The following is a 17,908-nucleotide window of genomic DNA, read 5'->3' on the forward strand; positions in this document are numbered from 1 at the left end:
GTTCCATGCTGCGAATATCAAGGCCGGACACATGTGAGCACTCTACCGGAGTTCATTTTTATCAAATCAGGCCTTGACCGAAGGGGTGTCCACACATGTCTCGCGAGGAATGACGGCCATCCCGGGGTCCCCATGCAGCAAGCTGCATGGGGTGGGTGCCGGCAGGGGAAGAAAGTCGGGACGCGCCGTTGCGGCATAGGCGGTCGAGGCGGAGCCGGTCTTCGGCCAGATCAGCCCATTGAAGAGGCCGTCCGGAGCGGTCGGTGGACGGAGGATCGACGGAGATGATGGCGACCTGGCCCGACAGACATAGAGACTGAACGATCTCTCACCGGCTTATTCCTCCCTACCGTCAGGCCGTATGTGCATCCTCGCCGCCACGCTCGTCCCGCCGGGAAAGTCTGACTGCGCCACGGCCTGTTGTTTCGGACCCAGGCGCCTCTGCTTCGGGCGGACCACCGGGATTGCGAGTCTCGAGCCTCGGGTCCGATGATATCCCATAACCGCTCCGCGCTCACGTCTCTCCGCACCGAGACCGGTTTGCCGGTGGCCGCGTTGGTCCAGCCGGGGCGACGTATCGAGAAGCGAGCAGGCCCTCTACCTTGGTCGGACCGCTTACCGCGATGGCCGCGATGCCAGCCGCCCGCACGAGCCCCGTTATTCCGACGGCAATTGCGCCAACGAAGACAAGGCGATCTCCCATATCTCCGACGGCACGATGTGCTTCACCACGCCGCACGTGGCGTGATCGCGGGCCAGTTCGGCAGGTGCGACGAGGACGGGCGCGACCGGTGGTCGCGCACACACGGGACGGGCGAACATGAACAGGACCCGGCTGATGCCGATCGAGAGCTCCGCCACCAGAATAGGCGCAGTCACCGAGAGTGAGCTGGCGGCGCTCACGCGCCGCCGGAACCGAAGCGATAGACCGGGATACCGAGCTTGCGGGCCTTGTCGGCGAGATTGTCCTGGATGCCGGTCCCGGGGAAGACGATGACCCCGATCGGCATGACGGCCAGCATCTGGTCGTTGCGTTTGAATGGTGCAGCCTTTGCATGCTTCGTCCAGTCGGGCTTGAAGGCCACCTGCGGCACCTTGCGCGTGTCGGCCCAGCGGGCCGCAATCTTCTCTGCGCCCTTCGGCGATCCGCCATGCATCAGTACCATGTCCGGGTACCTGGCGTGGACCTGATCGAGCTTGGCCCAGATCAGCCTGTGATCCGTGCTGTCGCCGCCGGAGAAGGCGATTTTCGGCCCGGCAGGCAGCAGGACTTCGACTTCTGCACGGCGTCTGGCGGCGATGAAGTCGCGGCTGTCGATCATCGCCGCCGTAAGGTTGCGGTGATTGACCATGGAGCCGGTGCGCGGGCGCCAGCTTGATCCGGTGTGCCGCTCATATTGGTCGGCAGCCTGGTCACGCATCAGCTCGAAGGCGTCGCGACGTTCGAGAAGGGTCTGGCCCTCGGCGGTGAGGCGCTCCAGCTCGACGGATTTCACCTCGCTGCCGTCCTGTTCGCGCTGGCTGCGGCGCTGTGCCTGCTCGTTGTCGTCCAGTTCGCGACCGATGCGATCGGATGCGCGGTGGAAGAGATTGACGGTCGACCAGAGGAGATCGTCGAGGTCTGGCTCGAGGCGGGTGTCTTGAAGCGTTGAGATCAGGGCGTCGAAGATGTCGGCGATGGCACCGGCGACGCGGTCAGCTTCCGGGAGCGGCCGGGAATCTGGTTCGTCCTCGAAGGGACGATAACCGTAGAGCTGAAGCTCGTGCAACACGTGGGCGGTCGGGGAGAGGCTGTGACGGGGTTCGTGGTCGTCGTGCTCGTTCATGGGATGCTCCGTCGGTCTGGACCGCAACCATCGCGGCCTTCATGGCGACGAAGCCCGCGGGCGGGGCGGCCTCGCACCCTGACGCGAAGCGGCTGGGCCGGAGCGAAGCGGAGGATGGCAGAGGCCGGCTATTTTGCCTCGCGATGGAAAGGCGCGGCTTCGGGGTCCCCGCGCGGCCTGGCCCGCGTGGGGTGGGCCGGCGCCGCCGGAAAATAGTCGGCCGCCGCCATTGCCGGGCCGCCCCGGCTGTGGGCCGATCGCCCTCTGGAAGGCCGTGGCGCGGTCCTCTTCGGATGGATGAACGCATCCGGGCGAGGCACGATGACAGCGCACCGTCATCGCTTCCCCATTTCCCGGCTATGCCGTCAGCGTCATGAAACGGGTAACATCCTGTGGAGCAAGCTGCACCCGGACATTGGCACGGAGCGCGTCAATGCCGAGAACCCGAAGATCCCCATTGAAGTCCCCAAGCCTGGGCGAGAGCACGATGGCCTCGATTCCGGCGGCGTCCGCCCGTTCAATCAGGCTGTCCCGTGCGCCGTTCCCGGCCGGGTCGTTGTCGCGAGCGATGTAGAGTCGGCGCAGGCTGTCGGGAAACAGGATGGCGGCGAGATGAGCCGCGGAGAGTGCCGCCGCGCTCGCCATGCCGGGGATGGCTTCGCGAACCGACAGGACGGTTTCGATGCCTTCGCCTGCCGCCATGGCTTCGCCGGGGACACCGAAACGAACGGCGTTCCCGAGGAGGTCGCCCATCGCCTTGCGCTGCGTGTCGATGGGAGCCTTGTCCAGGCCATCGGGTGCGAGCCAGGTACGGTGCGCGCCCGTGATCCTGCCGGAAAGATCGGTGACAGCGGCAATCATGGCAGGCCAGGTTTCGGTCGGGCTGTGCTCGTCGGGCCGATAAAAGCAGCGCGGGTGGAAACGGAGGTTTCCGGTCCCTCGGAAAGCCGTGATCCCCCGGTTGCGGAGATAACTTTCCACGAGCGTACCGCCGATCGACTGCGACATGGCGATGAGCCGCCGCGCCGCCTCAGCGGAGCCTGACGGCACTGGCGTGGCGGCATGCTCCTTCTGCGCCGGTTCAGATTCGGGATGTGGCATGCTGAGAAAGGTCCGAGCTTCTTCGACGATATCGGCGAAGTCGTTCAATCTGCAGCTTTCGCGGATCACGTCGAGCAGGTCGCCGTGCTCCCCTGTCGCAGCGTCGGTGAACTTTCCGGCCGGCCCCTTGGGCGAGTCCTTCAGCCGCACGAACATGGATCGGCCGGGCGTGTTGCGCACATCCCCGACTAGCCAGTAGTTGCCCTGCTTGAGGCCGGCGGAGAGATAGTACCGGCACACTGCCTCGGCCTGCCGGCCGAGACGGTGGGCAAGATCGGAGGCGACGAGACGAGCCATCAGCCTCTCTCCCGCTCCGAGATGCGCTCTATCGGAAAGGTGTCGAGCAACTTGCCAAGGATCGCGGGACCGGATGTGTCGACCGGCACGAAAAAGCGCAGCTTCCACGAGATGATCTCGGTGAACAGGCCATAGGCACGCAGACGCTCCCGCATCGCTTCGGTGAAACCGGAGAGCTCGATGCGGTTCGCGCCCATGACGCGGACGCGGCGAAGCTGGAGCCCTCCGGCAAGATCAAGGATGGTCCGTCCGTCAACAAGTGCTGCATAGGCGTCGTCCGCCGTGAGGCTGGCCCTGCCGGTCGATGCCGCATCCGCCGCCCAGGCCGGGGATACACGGCGCCCGATGATGCGCTCGCCGTCATCAGTCTGGAGCCGATAGACCCGCGTCGACTCGTTCGGTAGGCACTTCCACACTGGCAGGAGCAGTCCGGCGACGATGTGGATGGTGCTTTCGCTAAATTGCGGCGTTTCCTGCACCTCGCGGTGCCAGGCGGAGGCGAATCTCGAATGATCGGCGTCCTCCCAATGGCTGTCCGCCATCATCCGGAGCGAGGCGTGATGGTGCTCCATCGGCCGGATCAGCCGGACGCGCCGCTCGATTTCACCGTCGTCGAGCATGATCGCGGGCGCTGGAACCTGAACGGCGGCGCGACCGGATTTGCTGTTCACCAGCAGTTTGCCATAACCACCTTCGAGATGTAGCAGGACCTCATCGAGCGACAGCGGCCGGTTGCGGCGTCGCTCGGTGATGGTGAGGAGCCGGGTTTCAGCGCCGGTTGCCGGGTGAGTGTAGATGGTCTTTCGGTCGGTGACGACGAAGCTCTCCGCCGTCAGCGTTTCCAGCCCGACATCGTAGGTGCCGCTGGCAATGGCGCCGGCCACCTTGGCGTCGAGAAGCTGCTCGAAGGCGGTGAAGAGGACGCCCTGAAGCTCGATGGTCAGTGCCAGCAGCCGGTTGAGGAAGGTGGTGATCGGCGGGAGTTCGTCCTTGATGCCGTTCGCGTCCGTCAGCGTGAGGCCGGTGGCGGTTTCGAAGCGATGGAGCGAACAGCCCTCGATCTTGCCGCGCACGACCAGCAGATAGAGCTGGCGGAGCGCATCGCGTGCATAGGACGATTCCAGATTATCCTCGGGCCGAAACAGGCCCTGGCCGCCGGTCTGACGCTGGCCGCGCGTGATCGCGCCCAGCGTATCGAGCCGCCGGGCGATGGTGGAGAGGAAGCGCTTCTCTGCCTTCACGTCGGTTGCGATCGGACGGAACGAGGGCGGCTGCGCCTGGTTCGTCCGGTTGGTGCGGCCGAGGCCCTGAATGGCGGTATCGGCTTTCCAGCCTGGTTCGAGCAGATAGTGCACGCGCAGGCGCTGGTTCTTTGCCGACAGGTCCGCGTGATAGCTGCGGCCGGTGCCGCCCGCGTCCGAGAACACAAGGATCCGCTTCAGGTCGTCCATGAAGGCGGCCGTCTCGGCGAGGTTGGCGGAGGGAGCCCGATTCTCGACTACCAGTCGCTCCCCGTGACGGACGATGCGGCGGGACCGGCCTGTCACTTCGGCAACCAAGTCGGTGCCGAAGCGCTGCACGATCTGGTCGAGCGCGCCTGGCACCGGCGGGAGCGAGGCGAGCCGCTCGATCAGTTCGTTGCGCCGCGCGACAGCCTCCCGGCTTTCGACGGGCTGGCCATCCCGATAGACAGGCCGTGACGACAGATTGCCCTCGCTGTCGGAGAACGGCTCGTAGAGTTGCACCGGGAAGGAATGGGCAAGGTAGTCGAGGACGTATTCCCGCGGGGTGATGTCGACGCGGACGTCGTTCCATTCCTCGGTCGGGATCTCGGCCAGGCGACGCTCCATCAGAGCCTCGCCGGTAGAGACGATCTGGATGACGGCGGCGTGCCCCTCTTCGAGATCGCGCGCGATAGAGGCGATCAGGGTCGGCGTCTTCATGCTGGTCAGAAGATGACCGAAGAACCTCTGCTTGGCCGACTCGAAGGCCGAGCGGGCGGCGGACCTGGCCTGGCGGTTCAGCGTGCCGTCGCTGGCGGTGATGTTGGCGGCCTCCATCGCCGCGTCCAGATGGTTGTGGATGACCTGGAAAGCCCCGGCATAGGCATCGTAGATACGGCGCTGTTCGTCGGAGAGCTGGTGTTCAACCAGCTCGTATTCCACACCGTCATAGGAAAGCGAGCGGGCGGTGTAGAGACCGAGCGAGCGCAGGTCGCGCGCGAGAACTTCCATCGCTGCGACACCGCCGTCCTCGATGGCTTCCACGAATTCGGCGCGCGTGGCGAACGGGAAATCCTCGCCGCCCCAGAGGCCGAGTCGCTGGGCATAGGCGAGATTATGGACCGTGGTGGCGCCGGTGGCCGAGACATAGACGACGCGGGCATCGGGAAGCGCGTGCTGCAGCCGAAGGCCAGCGCGTCCCTGTTGCGAGGGGGCGACGTCGCCGCGTTCACTCTTGCCGCCGCCGGCATTCTGCATGGCATGGCTCTCGTCGAAAATGATCACTCCGTCGAAATCGGCGCCCAGCCATTCGACGATTTGCCGGACGCGCGAGACTTTCTCGCCGCGGTCGTCGGAGCGTAGCGTCGCATAGGTCGTGAACAGGACGCCTTCCGTCAGCGTGATCTCTCTGCCCTGGGCAAAGCGCGACAGCGGTGTGATCAGCAGGCGCTCCATGCCGAGCGCCGACCAGTCACGCTGCGCGTCCTCGATGAGCTTGTCCGACTTGCTGATCCAGACGGCCTTGCGGCGCCCGCGCAGCCAGTTGTCGAGGATGATCGCAGCCGACTGGCGGCCCTTGCCCGCGCCCGTGCCGTCGCCGAGCATGAAGCCACGACGGAAACGGACGGCGCCGGCCGCACCATCGCCAGCGGCGGAAACGAGATCGAAGGTCTCGTCCACGGTCCATGAACCGGCGAGGAACTCGCCATGCGCTTCGCCGGCGTAGATGACCGTCTCGATCTGCGCATCGGAGAGCAGTCCCTCGGCCAGGATGCGCGCGGGCAGCAGCGGTCGATAGCGGGGCTTCGGCGGCGCGACGCTTGCCATAGCCGCGGACTGCACGAGCCTTGTGGGATGGGCCGCCGAAGCGGGGATGCGGATCGACTGCAATCCGTATTCCTCATAGATGGCGTCCGTCAGCCGGGCTCCGTCGGGCGGCGTCCAGTCCAGGGTCTCGTAGACGAGTTCGACGCCTTCGGGATCGGAAACAGCGGTCGGATGCGCGGCTGACGGGCGCGCAAGGTATCCGCGCACACTCTTTGGCGTTGGCGCCGGGTGTAACGCGGGTGCCCCCTCCGGCAGGCTGACGGACAGACGCGGCGGGATGTGCGCCTCGATCCAGCCGAGCAACGTAGCGACGTCCGGCGCCGCGCCGGGTGAGGCCGGGAAAACGGTCGGATCGTCGGCGGGCAGCTTGTCGATGACGGTGAGCCGCGTCGGAAACGTGGTGCCGTGCCTTGCATAGACGGAACCATCGATCGCGGCCGAGAAGACGACGCGGCCACGCGCCTGCAAGCGAACGAAGGCGTCGTGCCAGTTCGGGGTTTCTGGTGCGAAGTTCGCGCCGGTGATCGTCACGAGCCGCCCGCCAGGCGCAACGCGGGCAAGCGCTGACGCAACATGGCGATAGCAGGCATCGGCCATCCGGCCGGAGACATGCGCCATTGTCGAGAATGGCGGGTTCATCAGCACGACGCTCGGGATCGCCATATGCTCCAGGTGATCGTCGATCTGGGCCGCGTCGAAGCGCGTGACGGGAGTGGCTGGAAAAAGATGGCCAAGCATATCCGCACGGGTCTCGGCCAGTTCGTTGAGCAATAGAGTGGCGCCTGAAATTTCGGCGAGGATGGCGAGCAGGCCCGTGCCGGCGGAAGGCTCCAGTACGATGTCGCTTGCCGTTATGCCGGCGGCGGTGGCGACGGCGAGGCCGAGCGGAGCAGGCGTCGAGAATTGTTGAAGCGCCTGGCTCTCCTCGGAGCGGCGCGTCTGCGTCGGCAGGAGCGCCGCGATCTTTCCGATGGCCGACAACCGCGCAGCCGGAGATCCGGCTTTGCGGAAAAGCGCCTTTCCGTATTTGCGTAGAAACAGGACGGTCGCGGCCTCGCAGGCATCATAGGCAGTCTTCCAATCCCAGGCGCCGGCGGAGTCCGAGACGCCGTGGGCGGATTCCATGGCGGTGCGCAGCACGGTCGCATCGATGCGCTGCCCGCGTTCGAGAGGTTCGAGGAGGTAATGTGCGGCAGCCAGAACGGAAGGCGCGTCCGCAACGTGGACGGGAGACCGGATATTCATGGGATGAGCTTTCAGGAGAGCGGGAACGGGAAGTCCCGGAAGGCTCTCTCTCTCTCGACCGGCCGGGCTCACTTCCTCCCGGCGGACCTCTTCCTCTCGGCGTCGGCGACCGCGACATGAATTCAGCGCCCCGCCGTGGGGCGAGGCGCTGCAAGCCAGAGTCCAGGGCAGCGGGCGATGCCGCGTGGGACTGCGGCACGCGCCCTGCACTTCACCTGCAAACATGCAGGTTGCGACGGAAGCGCCTCCTCGGGATCATTCCGCGTTCATCGGCGCGTCTTCGTCCCCGATCTCATCCGCTCCATCGTCGTTACCGATCCCGTAGAGGAATTCCGGCAACGCCGTATCTTCGGCGCCTGTCTCGGTGCACTCACCTTCATCGGGAGCGGGCAGACGCAACGGCTCCGGCAGCCAGCCGGTGTCGGCAAGAAGGCGCTCGGCCTCTTTGGCCATGTCGCCCTTCTTGAGATGATCGATGAGCTGGGCTGCTCGCTCGCCCGCGCCCTCGCGGACGGCGTCGAGAATGCGCGGCTTGGTGACGCGCCCGAGATAGTTGCCGACGGTGGGCTTCCAGCTTGCCGCAATGTCGAGGCCGGTCGCGCGCGCCAGCCGGTCCGCCTGGGCGAGGCGCGCAGCGAGCCCATGCTCGCTGACGCCTGATCCGCCGTATGGGTTCGGCCGCTCGCAGAGCGCGTTCACGCCGAAGCTGACGCAATGGGCGAGAAGACGAAGCCGCATGCCGTCGTCGAGACCGGCCAGCCAGTCCCACAGTGCCTGGTCATCGGCGGGAACGTGATCGCCCCATTGCTCGTGCCGCTCGGCGACCTCGCGTGCCGGCACGCTGTCCTTCAACTCCTCCGACTGGGCGGAGAAGAAGACGTGGCGGACGCTCGCCTCCAGGCAGCCGGTCGGCGCGGTAGGCCGGAAGGTGTCGCTGACCAGCCTGTGCAGCAGCAGGGTCATGGCGACGTCAGGATGTTCGGCAACAGCATTGCGCAGCGCCAACGTCCGGTGCGCGGTCAATTCGACGACGAGGCGCTCGGGCAGCGGCTTTATGCCCTCCTCCTCGTCATTTTCCGGCTCCGTGATCTCGCCGTCCACGGTGACGGTCGCGCGCTGAACGAGGGGAGCGACCGGCTGGCCGGTACGGTCGTCCGTCTCCTGCGCGCCGTCCTCGTTGCGGGCAGCCGGACGTTCATCCTCGGGGCGGACATAGCCGCGATCGATCGACAGCGTACCGTCGACATTAACGCTGACGAAGACGCCGGCAACGGCAAGGTCGGCCGGAGCGTAAACCGCCGGGCGTTGTTCGAGGGCGTCGACCGCCCGCTCGATTTCGCCAAGGTGTGCGTCGATCTCGTCCGGTAATTCTTCTGCGCCCTCGTATTCGTCAGCCAGACGAGCATATTCCGACCGCAAGGCCTCGAGAGTGGTCCTCTCCTCCTCCGTCAATTCGACCGTCGTCCCGGCGAGCGCGCGAAGCCGGTGCTCGTGGCCATAGGGGAAGGTCGATGCGGCCTCGACCCACTTCCAGCCTTCGCCTGCGATCTCGTCGGCAACGGCCCTCAGCTTCTCGCCGACCAGTCTGTCGAGCAACGCGACATCCTGAAACCAGCCTCCGTCATCGGACTGGAAAAGGTCGCGCAGCACCACGCCGCCGGCCTCCTCGTAAGCCTCGATGCCGACGAAAAGCGCCCGCCTGTCGGACGCGCGCACCGACGTTTCCGTCAGCATGCGGCGGATCTGGTAGGGTTCCTTCTGCCAGCTGTCCTTGACGACTTCCCACACCTGTTCCTGGCGGGCATGGTCCTGACTGACGCTGAACGCCATGAGTTGTTCGAGGGTCATGCCGTCGCCGGCATAGATCTCCAGCAACGCCGGCGAGACCGAGGCGAGGCGCAGGCGCTGTTTCACGACGGTGGCGCTGATGAAGAAGGCGGCGGCGATCGCCTCCTCACTCATGCCCTTTTCGCGCAGACGCTGGAAGGCGCGGAACTGGTCGAGCGGATGAAGCGGCGCACGGTCGATGTTCTCGACGAGCGACACTTCGTCAATGGTGACGTCGCTGTTCGGGTCGCCGACGACGCAGGGGACCGGTGCGGACCTGGCGACGCGCTTCTGCTTCACCAGCAGTTCGAGCGCGCGATATCGGCGCCCGCCGGCAGGCACCTCGAACATGCCGGTCTCGGCTCCGTCGGCATCGAGGACCGGTCGCACGTGAAGGCTCTGGATGAGGCCGCGACGGGCGATCGACTCGGCCAGCTCCTCGAGCGAGACGCCGGCCTTCACGCGCCGGACATTGGACTGGCTCAACACCAGCTTGTTGAAGGGGATGTCGCGCGCCGACGACAGGACGATCTTCTGAACGGCAGTTGCCATCTGAGTTACTCCGCGACAGGCGCCGAGAGCCTCTCTCTCGACCAGAAACCCGTCACGAAGAGAAGCGCCGTCCTCTTCCTCTGAGGGGGGGGGCGCCGCCGTACCGGAAAAACGTGGAGACGGAGAAGCACGAAGCCGGAAATACGAAGAGGCAGATTTCCGGCTCCGTGGGAGTCACGAGGCTCGGTCCAGAAGCTTCTTCGCCTTCGCCTCCATGTCGAGGCGGGCATCCTGATGGGGCTTGGTGCGGGCGAGCGCGGTGATGCCCTGGACGAAATCGAAGATTGACTCGGGCGGCCGACCTTCTTCGGCCAGCACCGTATCGATGATCTTGCCGGTCTCCGCTTTTGAGAAGCCGCGGCGGCGCAGGAAGTCCGTGCGGTCCTCGTCGGTCTTGGCCACGATCCGCGCCCGGGCCGCCTTGATACCATTGACGAAGGGCACGGGCGACGAGTTCGCGAAGTTCAGCAGTGCTGGAGCCGCCTCATGGGCGAAGCGCGAGGCGGCGTATTTGCTGTGGCGGATGGCAATTTCCTCGAAATCCTCCACCCCCCAAAGCATCCTGTTTTGGCAGACCGCACGGAGATAGAAGGAGGCGATGCCGAGAGTCTTCGAGCCGACCTCGCTGTTCCAGGCATAGAAGCCCCGGAAGAAGAGATCGGGCGATCCGTCCGGCAGGCGGCCGGCCTCGATAGGATTCAGATCATCAACGAGGAAGACGAACACGTCGCGATCGGATGCGTAGAGCGTGGTGGTATCCTTCGAGATGTCGACGTGGGGATTATATGTCCCGCTTGACCAGTCGAGCACGCCCGGGACCTTCCAGCGCGTATCGCCGGTGCCGTTGCCGGCGATGCGTTGAATGGCTTCCACGAGCTCGTAGTCATGAATCCTGCCATAGTCCGGGCCGGTCACAGCGCGCAGTTCGACCCGGCCATCCTCGGTTTCGAAGGTCTTGATCTGCTCGGCCCTGTGGGAGGACAGGCCATATTGCATGTTGATTCCTGCAAGCGCGGCGGGAAGCTGGCGCAGATAGGCGGCCGGCGCACCGATGAGGCTGGCGAGTTGGCCGAAGCTCCAGTGCGTCGGCGCGACGGGGGTGTCGGCGCCCGGCAGGATCAGCCCCAGGCGCTCAGGGTGCGAGCGGCTTGCCTCGACGTGGATCAGTTCGCTTTCCACGACGCGCGTACGGCTGCGCTCCGAGCGGTCGCGCACGGTCTGCGCCAGGTCCGCCAGGGAGAGAAAGCGCTGGTCGTCGGGACGCGAGAACCACTCGGACGACACGCGGCCGACGCGCTCGCCGCGGGTGACATCGACCATATAGCCGCCGCTCGCGGCACCACAAGCTTCCGGAAACTGCATATCCATGGGACGAAACTCCATGACGGGCGCCGGAAGCCACTCTCCCGGCCTTCAACCCGTCACGGAAATCCCGTCCAATCTCTCACTCTACGGATAGGTTTCGAGGAGATCTCGGCAAATGGACCGTGCGAGACCCTGGCTCCGGCATCGGAGGCAGCCGTTCGGGTTCACGGCCCGCCGCTCCCAAAGGTTCCGCCACATACGGTGCCCTCGCCCTCGCCCGTCGCATGGCTGCCGCACGCAACGGGAAGGCCGCTGCCGAGGTCGATGCCGAAACCCGCACCCGAGGAGGTCGCGGAAAAGCCGGTGCTGCTGGCCCCCTGCGCCGCCGCGAAGGCGGGTTGCAGGGCGAGCACGATGGCGAGGAGGCCGGTCAGGAAAGCGGAAGGCATGATGAACTTGAAACGACCGCGGTCCTGATGGGCAAATAAGCAGAGACCGCCCTACCCTGTCCGCACCTGCGGCTCGGTGATCACCTCGACCACCTCCCGCGAGCGGATGAAGCCGCCGAGCTTTCCGTTGAGATCGTTGAACAGCGAGACGAGCGCGTGGCGAGTCACTGGCACCGTCTCCATGCGGACGATCTTCATGTCCGGCAGCGGATCGCTGCGATCCTTGTCGGCCAGCAATTCCCTGCGAAAGGTCACGACATCCCGCCGCGCCAAATCCTGCGTGTCATAAAGGCGGCGGCTGGTCCTCGTGAGATCATCGCCGAAAACGTAAGTGTAGAAGGTGAAGCCTGAGCCGGTGGCTTGTGGGAAATCAGCCATTGTTCGGTTCCGATTGGAGCATCCGCGGTACGCCCCCGCGTCCATGCTCATTGACCCCTGGTGATCGGGGAGTTCGAAACCGTACCAGACGGCCCTGTAGCCTTTAGCCGGAGGCCTGTTGCATACGCCACAGGCTCCCCGACCATAGGTCAAGGAGTGTGGTGCCGTATCAGCCGGCACCAGCTACTGGTAGGGGTTTCGACGCCCCAAGGCAGCGCGTCACTGCCTTATGTTCACTCTAGTATGCCGCTCTGCGGTTGTCGCCCGCTTTTTCGCGAACAACCCTCAAAGCTCTCAGCTGCGAAGTCCATGTGGTTTCATGACCTGGATTTCTTTGCTGACTCACCGCCTTTCAGCGACGAAAGAAAGATACGCAACAACTCTTGGCCCTGTACCTCGTCTTCCTTCACCACCAGATATAGATCCGGGGTTTCGAGCAGAAAGGACACCTTGCGCCGGACAGCACTGAGGACCATGCAAGGATGACGAACAAAGGCTCGCCCCGTTGCTTCGAACTTCTCGAAGATATCTCCTTCGGAAGGAAGATCGCGGTCTAGGGTCACGCTATCAAGCCACATGGCGCGCGCTTCGATGTAAGAGGTAATCAGCCCCTCGAGTTCGGGATCCGATGCAGATCGAGATCGGCTCACGCCGCGATGCCTGCGCATTTCGCACGCCCCTTTGCAACTTACCCTTTTCGACGCTAAGTTTTGATAAGCATAAGTTATATAACTTATGTTTTCAAGGCAAAACTTTCGTAAAAGGTAAGTTGTGATTACAGCAGAGCAGTGTCGGGCCGCACGTGGCCTCCTTGATTGGACACAAGCAGACCTATCGCGGCACGTGTCGATCAGCGTGGTGTCACTGCGCGCGTTCGAAAAAGGCGGAGAAATGCGGGCTTCAAATCTGAAGCTCTTGAAGCTGACTCTTGAACGAGCAGGCGTGGTCTTCATTCCGGAGAATGGCGGCGGCGCCGGCGTCCGCTTGGCAAAGCCGCGAGACGCGGAGTAGACGACCGTATGGATTGCGGCAGCCGAGCCGATGTGGCCCCAAGCGCGACTGGTGTCGCATTGTTGGAAACGTCTCAAGACGCCCGCTGCGCGGCACACGCCACCTCTGCACAGCCTGCGATCCCACATAAGCGCTCTTCGGAAATCCAGCCGCTACTCTCGTCGATCGCCGGATCGGCTCAATGTTGACGGTATTCACGTCGCCTAGCCTCAGTTGGTCTCGTTGGACAAACCGTAGATCCTCCTGTACTGCCGCTTCATCTTTGGGCCGAGCAATCCAATAGCCCAGTGCTCAGGCGTTGCGGGATCGGGCAAATTCTCGATGAACGAGACTGCTATGACCTCACTTACCTCATCATCAGTTTCCGAAAACGCATCCTCAAGGTACTCGAATAGCTCGTTGATCCAGCTGCTAGACTGATCCCGAGCGCATACAAACCTACAGTATTCCGACATCAATATGTGAGGCAAAACTTCACAACTGTTGTCGCGCAGATGCTGGTCGAGCGGAGAAAGAAGCTGCTGAAATCGAAACGCAAGATGACACGAAAAGGAGACCGTTAGCGCACTCATCATTGCCCCTTCAACGCTCGCTCCAAATCGGAAATGATATCAACTGCCACCGCACGATCAACCGCAAGCGCTTCCGGAGTATTTCTCAACCAGTTCTGCAATCCACGGATAGTCTCTTCCGCCTTGACTATATGACCTCGTCCGTGAACTTTTGTTCCTGAGGCCAGCTCGTACCGAACCGCATCGCCCAGCGTCCCATTGCCGACCATGTTTGGATTATTCACTCCTTTGTAGACATTCTGAACAAAATTCGCGAGCTTGGCGTCTACCACCTTTGGCACCAAAGCCGGGGAGACGCTGTTTGGATGCCCGCCCTTCGCGCCGACGGCTCCGATGATGACGGCGGTTGTGACGCCGGCGACGAGTTTGAGGTCCTTCGTGTCCTGTGCCGAGAGCCCATGATCGGACGCTATGCGCTCGATGGCAAGGCTGGCTGCTTCTTTTGTCAACTGACCGGCCGTAGCGAGCGGCTCGATCGCCTTCTTGAACTCGGCATAGCCGTCCTCCCCCAGCGCAAGCCTGACGGAGAGATCGCGAATGAACGCCGCGGACATGCCCGCCGCCTGGAAGCCGGCGACAAGTTCTTCGTCCGAGCCGATCTTGCGCAGGGCCGAGGCAATCGTCCTGACCGTGCCGGGCAGTTCTCCCTTCCCCGCACCGCCGACAAGGTACTCTTCCGAATACTTCGCCATGAGCGTCGCCAGCATCTGCACGCAGGCTTCGCGCTCATTGGGCGTCAGCTCGGTGATCTCCCTGCCGTTCCTGTCGAAGAGCACGCAGCCCGACGCCGCATGCGCCGGGGTGAAGAAGAGATCGAGGAGATTGAAGCCCTGCCTGCCCGAGCACGTGGCGAGCGCCTCGAGGTCGAGCGTTCCCGCATCGAGGGCCGCCGCCACCTTCTTCGCCGTCTCCAGCTCCTTCGGCGTCAGGTCGCCGGAGGCGGCCAGCCTGCCACCGAGCGCTTCGAGTGCCTGGCCGAGCGAGCGGCCGACCACTTCGAGACCCTTCGCCGCGGCTTCGAGGCTGTTCGACGAGATGTAGGCATCGATGTTGACGTGGGTGTCGCGGGTGATGGTGTAGGCCTGGTCAGGGTCGCGGTTGAGCTCGTCGAGCGGCAGGGTGGAGGTGCCGTCCTTTTCCAGCGCCGCCTGCTGCTCGCCGTCACGGATAGTGATCTCGCCCGGCCCGACCGTCGCCTTGACGCTCTGGCGGGTATCATCGAGCTGATAGGACCCCTCGAGCGTATGGTTGGCGGTGGAATTGCCCGCCGCATCGGTGCTGCCGGAAAGATCGAGCCCGAGTTCGGCGCTGAAGCCTTCATACTCCTTCGAGCCTTCGAAGTTCCGGTAGGTCAGCGTGCCGGTGTCGAGCGTCAGCTCGCCGGACTCCGAGACGATCTTGCCGGCGTCGAGATCGGTATTGCCGGCAACGGTGACCTCCATTGCGCCCCGGGAGACGAGGCCGGACTGCTCCGAGATCCAGTTCGTCGAGCCCGAACCCGCCCCGCCGCCGATCTGAACGCCCGAGATCAGGCCGCTGCCGCCGCCGATGGAAAGGCCGCCGGAGACGGACTGGTTCGATTGCGACCCCGTGTCGGCGACGGAGGCAATGTTGAGATCGCCGCCGACTTTCGCCGTCACCGTCTCACCGGAGACGACGGCGCCCTTCAGGTTGGTGTCGCGGCCGGACCGGAGCGTCACATCGCCGGTACCGGTCACATGGGAGTTGAGCTGGGTCACCGCGGTTCCGTCCGACGAGCCCGACGCCGCCTCGGCATGGCCGGTCAGCCCGGCGCTTATCCCGGTCGTGACATTGAGGCCGATGCCGACGCCGATCCCCGCCCCGGAGGATTGCGGGCTGGACGACGAGGACGAGCTTGCTCCGACGCTCGAAAGATTGATGTCGTTGCCGGCCGAAAGGCTGACATCGCCCGCCCCGCCGGTCGGAAGGCCGTTGGCATCGAAGCCTGCGGAGATCTGCGCACCGTGTGCATTGATGTCTCCGGTCCCGGCCGTGACGGAGACGGAGTTGCCGGCGCTCAGCGTCGTCACCACAGGCGTGGTGGTGGAGGCCGTCTCCGAGGTCTTCTGCGAACTGAACCCGATCGTCAGGGAGGCGGACGCAATGTCGCCCTTGGCGACGGGCGTCAGCGCGTCATAGGCTTTCAGCCCTGCAAAGGCGGCATTTGCCGCCGAATAGCCGTCGGAGACATTGGCGACCTTGTTCGCCAGGTCGCCTGTCGCCTCTGCGGCGCTGACGAGGCTCGACTGGACGTTGAGGCTGATGCCGGCGAAGAATTCCTCGTGCCGATGCGCATAGTTCGTCTCGTCCTGGGCAGAAAGGAGATTGACGTCGTTGACCGCGTAGAGGGCGATGTCCTGCCCGGCCTCGACCTTTGCCGCCTGCAGGTTGACGTCGTTGCCGGCCGTGATGGTGATATCGCGTCCGGCCGAGAGCGTGGAAAGCGCATTGGTACCGGAGGACTGCGTGACCTCATCCTCGGCCGAGCCGTAGCCGATGCCGATGGAGGCCGAGCCGTTGCCCGACGAGAGGCTGATGCCGAAGCCGGAACGCTTCTCCGTCTCCTGTGACATGGCGCTCTCGGCGCCGGGCGTCACGTTGACGTCGTTTGCGGCGGAAAGCGCGATGTCGCCGCCGGCCGCAATCCCGGAACCGACGATGTCGATGTCGCGAGCGCGGGCGGTGACGGAGACGTTTCCGCCCGCCGTGATCGTGGAGCCGGCATTGACGACGGTGCTGCCGCTCTTTTCCTTCTCCTCCTCGCCCCAGAGCGAGAAGAAGCCGTCTCCCGAACCGGCGAAGAGGCCGGAGGTTTCCTTGCCGATCGCAAGGTCGTGCGCCTCCTGCGCGCCGATGACGGCGACGCTCTCGCCGGAAATCGCGATATCCTCGCCCGCCGTGACCTCAGACCCGGCGATGGCGACCGTCTTGTCCGCGTAAAGCGTCACATTGCCCGAGGCGCCGAGACGGGAGGCCGGCACAGGAGAATACACCGCACGTCCGGCCACCGCCGCGAAAGCGGGCTGCAGGGCAAGAAGGGCGGCGAGAACGCCGGTCAGGAATGCGGGAGGGTGGCGGAGCAAGGACATGATGAACTTGAAACGACCGCAGTCCTGATAGGCAAATAAGTAGAAACCGCTCTACCCTGTCCGCACCTGCGGCTCGGTGATCACTTCGACAACCTCCCGCGAGCGGATGAAGCCGCCGAGCGTGCCGTCGAGATCGTTGAAGAGAGAAACGAGGGCCTGCGGCGTCACCGGTACCGTTTCCATCCGCACGATCTTCATGTCCGGCAGCAGATCGCTGCGATCCTTCTCCGCGAGCAATTCCCTGCGAAAGGTCATGACATCCCGCCGCGCCAAATCCTGCGTGTCATAAAAGCGGCGGCTGGTCCTCGTGAGGTCGTCGCCGTAGACATAGGTGTAGAAGGTGCAACTCACTGCGCGTCGGTATCCGGCGTCGGGCATGGTGGGTCTCCAGTGGAGGATAGGCGGGCGGGATGCGGTTGACTGTCGGCGCCTGGCGAACCGTTGGCGGGTCAGGCGCGAAGGTCATCGTTGCCGATGCCTATGAGGTCGGTCATCACGGCACAGATTTGCGGCCACGGGAATTCGTCGGAGGAGCCGTCCCCATCGCCGATGAGAAGGATGGCGTGAAGCTTCGCGACGGTGCCCGCGACAGAGCAAGCGGGAACTGACCAAAGGACATCCGCAGCTTCTTCCTGCGTGGCGAAAGCGTCGGTCTCGGCGATCTTCGCGTGGCTGTATCCGAGTTGCGCGTCCAGATCGTCCCAAGCTCTCCGCTGCTCGGCGAGTGCTGCTTGTGCTTCGGATCGAGGAACGGCGAAATCTGGCCTGTCGCCATGCAGGCCATCCACCTCATCCGGTGTAGAGACGCGAGCGGTCCGGGCCTCACCGGGCACGGTCACATCGATGTAGGGAAAGCCGACGCTCTCGATCAGTAGGCGTTCGAGACGCTGCTGCCGTCGACAAAGCCGTTCGGCCTCGCCAAACGCAGCAATCCACTTTCGCCATAATACGAGAGCCGGATCAACTCCGGCAGGGGAATCCGCCTCGACGCCGATATCGGCCGCTGCGCCGCCAGCTTGCGCCATGAGCCACGCCAACGACGTGGAAAGACAATTCGGTTGGGTGACGTCGGGCAAACTTCTGCTAATGTCGGAATCAGATGGGGTATTCGGCTTCGAGCCCCATCTTCACGGTGGAGAAGGTGTGTCGTTTCGAGTTGATGGTAATGTAGTCTGAGCAATCAGT

The 17,908-nt window shown here is 64.3% G+C and carries 13 protein-coding genes; 1 reads left to right on the forward strand and 12 read right to left on the reverse strand.

Annotated elements, in window-relative coordinates:
* Positions 1 to 657: 657 nt before the first annotated feature.
* The 9 genes from NHF53_RS22615 to NHF53_RS22655 form a co-directional block, all read right to left on the reverse strand.
* The gene (locus NHF53_RS22615) at positions 658 to 903 is read right to left on the reverse strand and encodes a hypothetical protein (RefSeq protein WP_252836211.1); all 246 of its coding nucleotides are present in this window, start codon (positions 901 to 903) and stop codon (positions 658 to 660) included.
* Complete coding sequence (locus NHF53_RS22620; protein WP_252836212.1) at positions 900 to 1,826, reverse strand: DUF2493 domain-containing protein; 927 nt, start codon at positions 1,824 to 1,826, stop codon at positions 900 to 902. Before NHF53_RS22620 ends, NHF53_RS22615 begins: the two co-directional genes overlap by 4 nt.
* Before the next feature lie 357 nt (positions 1,827 to 2,183).
* Positions 2,184 to 3,224 carry a toprim domain-containing protein gene (locus tag NHF53_RS22625; protein ID WP_252836213.1) on the reverse strand — a complete coding sequence of 347 codons (1,041 nt, stop codon included), beginning with the start codon at positions 3,222 to 3,224 and terminating at the stop codon, positions 2,184 to 2,186.
* Positions 3,224 to 7,519 carry a strawberry notch-like NTP hydrolase domain-containing protein gene (locus tag NHF53_RS22630; RefSeq protein ID WP_252836214.1) on the reverse strand — a complete coding sequence of 1,432 codons (4,296 nt, stop codon included), beginning with the start codon at positions 7,517 to 7,519 and terminating at the stop codon, positions 3,224 to 3,226. The genes NHF53_RS22625 and NHF53_RS22630 overlap by 1 nt, the downstream gene beginning before the upstream one ends.
* Before the next feature lie 255 nt (positions 7,520 to 7,774).
* On the reverse strand, positions 7,775 to 9,898 hold the full coding sequence (locus NHF53_RS22635) for a ParB/RepB/Spo0J family partition protein (RefSeq protein WP_252836215.1): 2,124 nt from the start codon (positions 9,896 to 9,898) through the stop codon (positions 7,775 to 7,777).
* Positions 9,899 to 10,072: 174 nt separating this feature from the next.
* Positions 10,073 to 11,266, reverse strand: coding sequence for a DUF932 domain-containing protein (locus NHF53_RS22640; protein ID WP_252836216.1), 1,194 nt, complete (start codon positions 11,264 to 11,266; stop codon positions 10,073 to 10,075).
* Positions 11,267 to 11,427: 161 nt separating this feature from the next.
* A complete protein-coding gene (locus tag NHF53_RS22645; protein WP_252836217.1) occupies positions 11,428 to 11,652 on the reverse strand; it encodes a hypothetical protein in 225 nt (74 codons plus the stop codon).
* A gap of 51 nt (positions 11,653 to 11,703) precedes the next feature.
* Positions 11,704 to 12,030, reverse strand: a complete 327-nt coding sequence (locus NHF53_RS22650; protein ID WP_252836218.1) for a hypothetical protein — start codon at positions 12,028 to 12,030, stop codon at positions 11,704 to 11,706.
* A 317-nt stretch (positions 12,031 to 12,347) separates the two neighbouring features.
* Positions 12,348 to 12,698, reverse strand: a complete 351-nt coding sequence (locus tag NHF53_RS22655) for a hypothetical protein (RefSeq protein ID WP_252836219.1) — start codon at positions 12,696 to 12,698, stop codon at positions 12,348 to 12,350.
* Positions 12,699 to 12,801: 103 nt separating this feature from the next.
* On the opposite strand from NHF53_RS22655, the gene NHF53_RS24345 reads away from it, so the two are divergent.
* The gene (locus NHF53_RS24345; protein ID WP_374591310.1) at positions 12,802 to 13,041 is read left to right on the forward strand and encodes a transcriptional regulator; all 240 of its coding nucleotides are present in this window, start codon (positions 12,802 to 12,804) and stop codon (positions 13,039 to 13,041) included.
* Between the two features lie 571 nt (positions 13,042 to 13,612).
* Here NHF53_RS24345 and NHF53_RS22660 read toward each other — a convergent pair.
* From NHF53_RS22660 to NHF53_RS22670, 3 genes are all read right to left on the reverse strand, one after another.
* Positions 13,613 to 16,723, reverse strand: coding sequence for a hemagglutinin repeat-containing protein (locus tag NHF53_RS22660; RefSeq protein ID WP_252836220.1), 3,111 nt, complete (start codon positions 16,721 to 16,723; stop codon positions 13,613 to 13,615).
* Positions 16,724 to 16,774: 51 nt separating this feature from the next.
* Complete coding sequence (locus NHF53_RS22665; protein WP_252836221.1) at positions 16,775 to 17,101, reverse strand: hypothetical protein; 327 nt, start codon at positions 17,099 to 17,101, stop codon at positions 16,775 to 16,777.
* A 71-nt stretch (positions 17,102 to 17,172) separates the two neighbouring features.
* On the reverse strand, positions 17,173 to 17,799 hold the full coding sequence (locus tag NHF53_RS22670) for a hypothetical protein (RefSeq protein ID WP_252836222.1): 627 nt from the start codon (positions 17,797 to 17,799) through the stop codon (positions 17,173 to 17,175).
* Positions 17,800 to 17,908 lie beyond the last annotated feature (109 nt).

Source organism: Ciceribacter sp. RN22 (genome assembly GCF_024054295.1).
GTDB classification, from domain to species: Bacteria; Pseudomonadota; Alphaproteobacteria; order Rhizobiales; family Rhizobiaceae; genus Allorhizobium; species Allorhizobium lividum.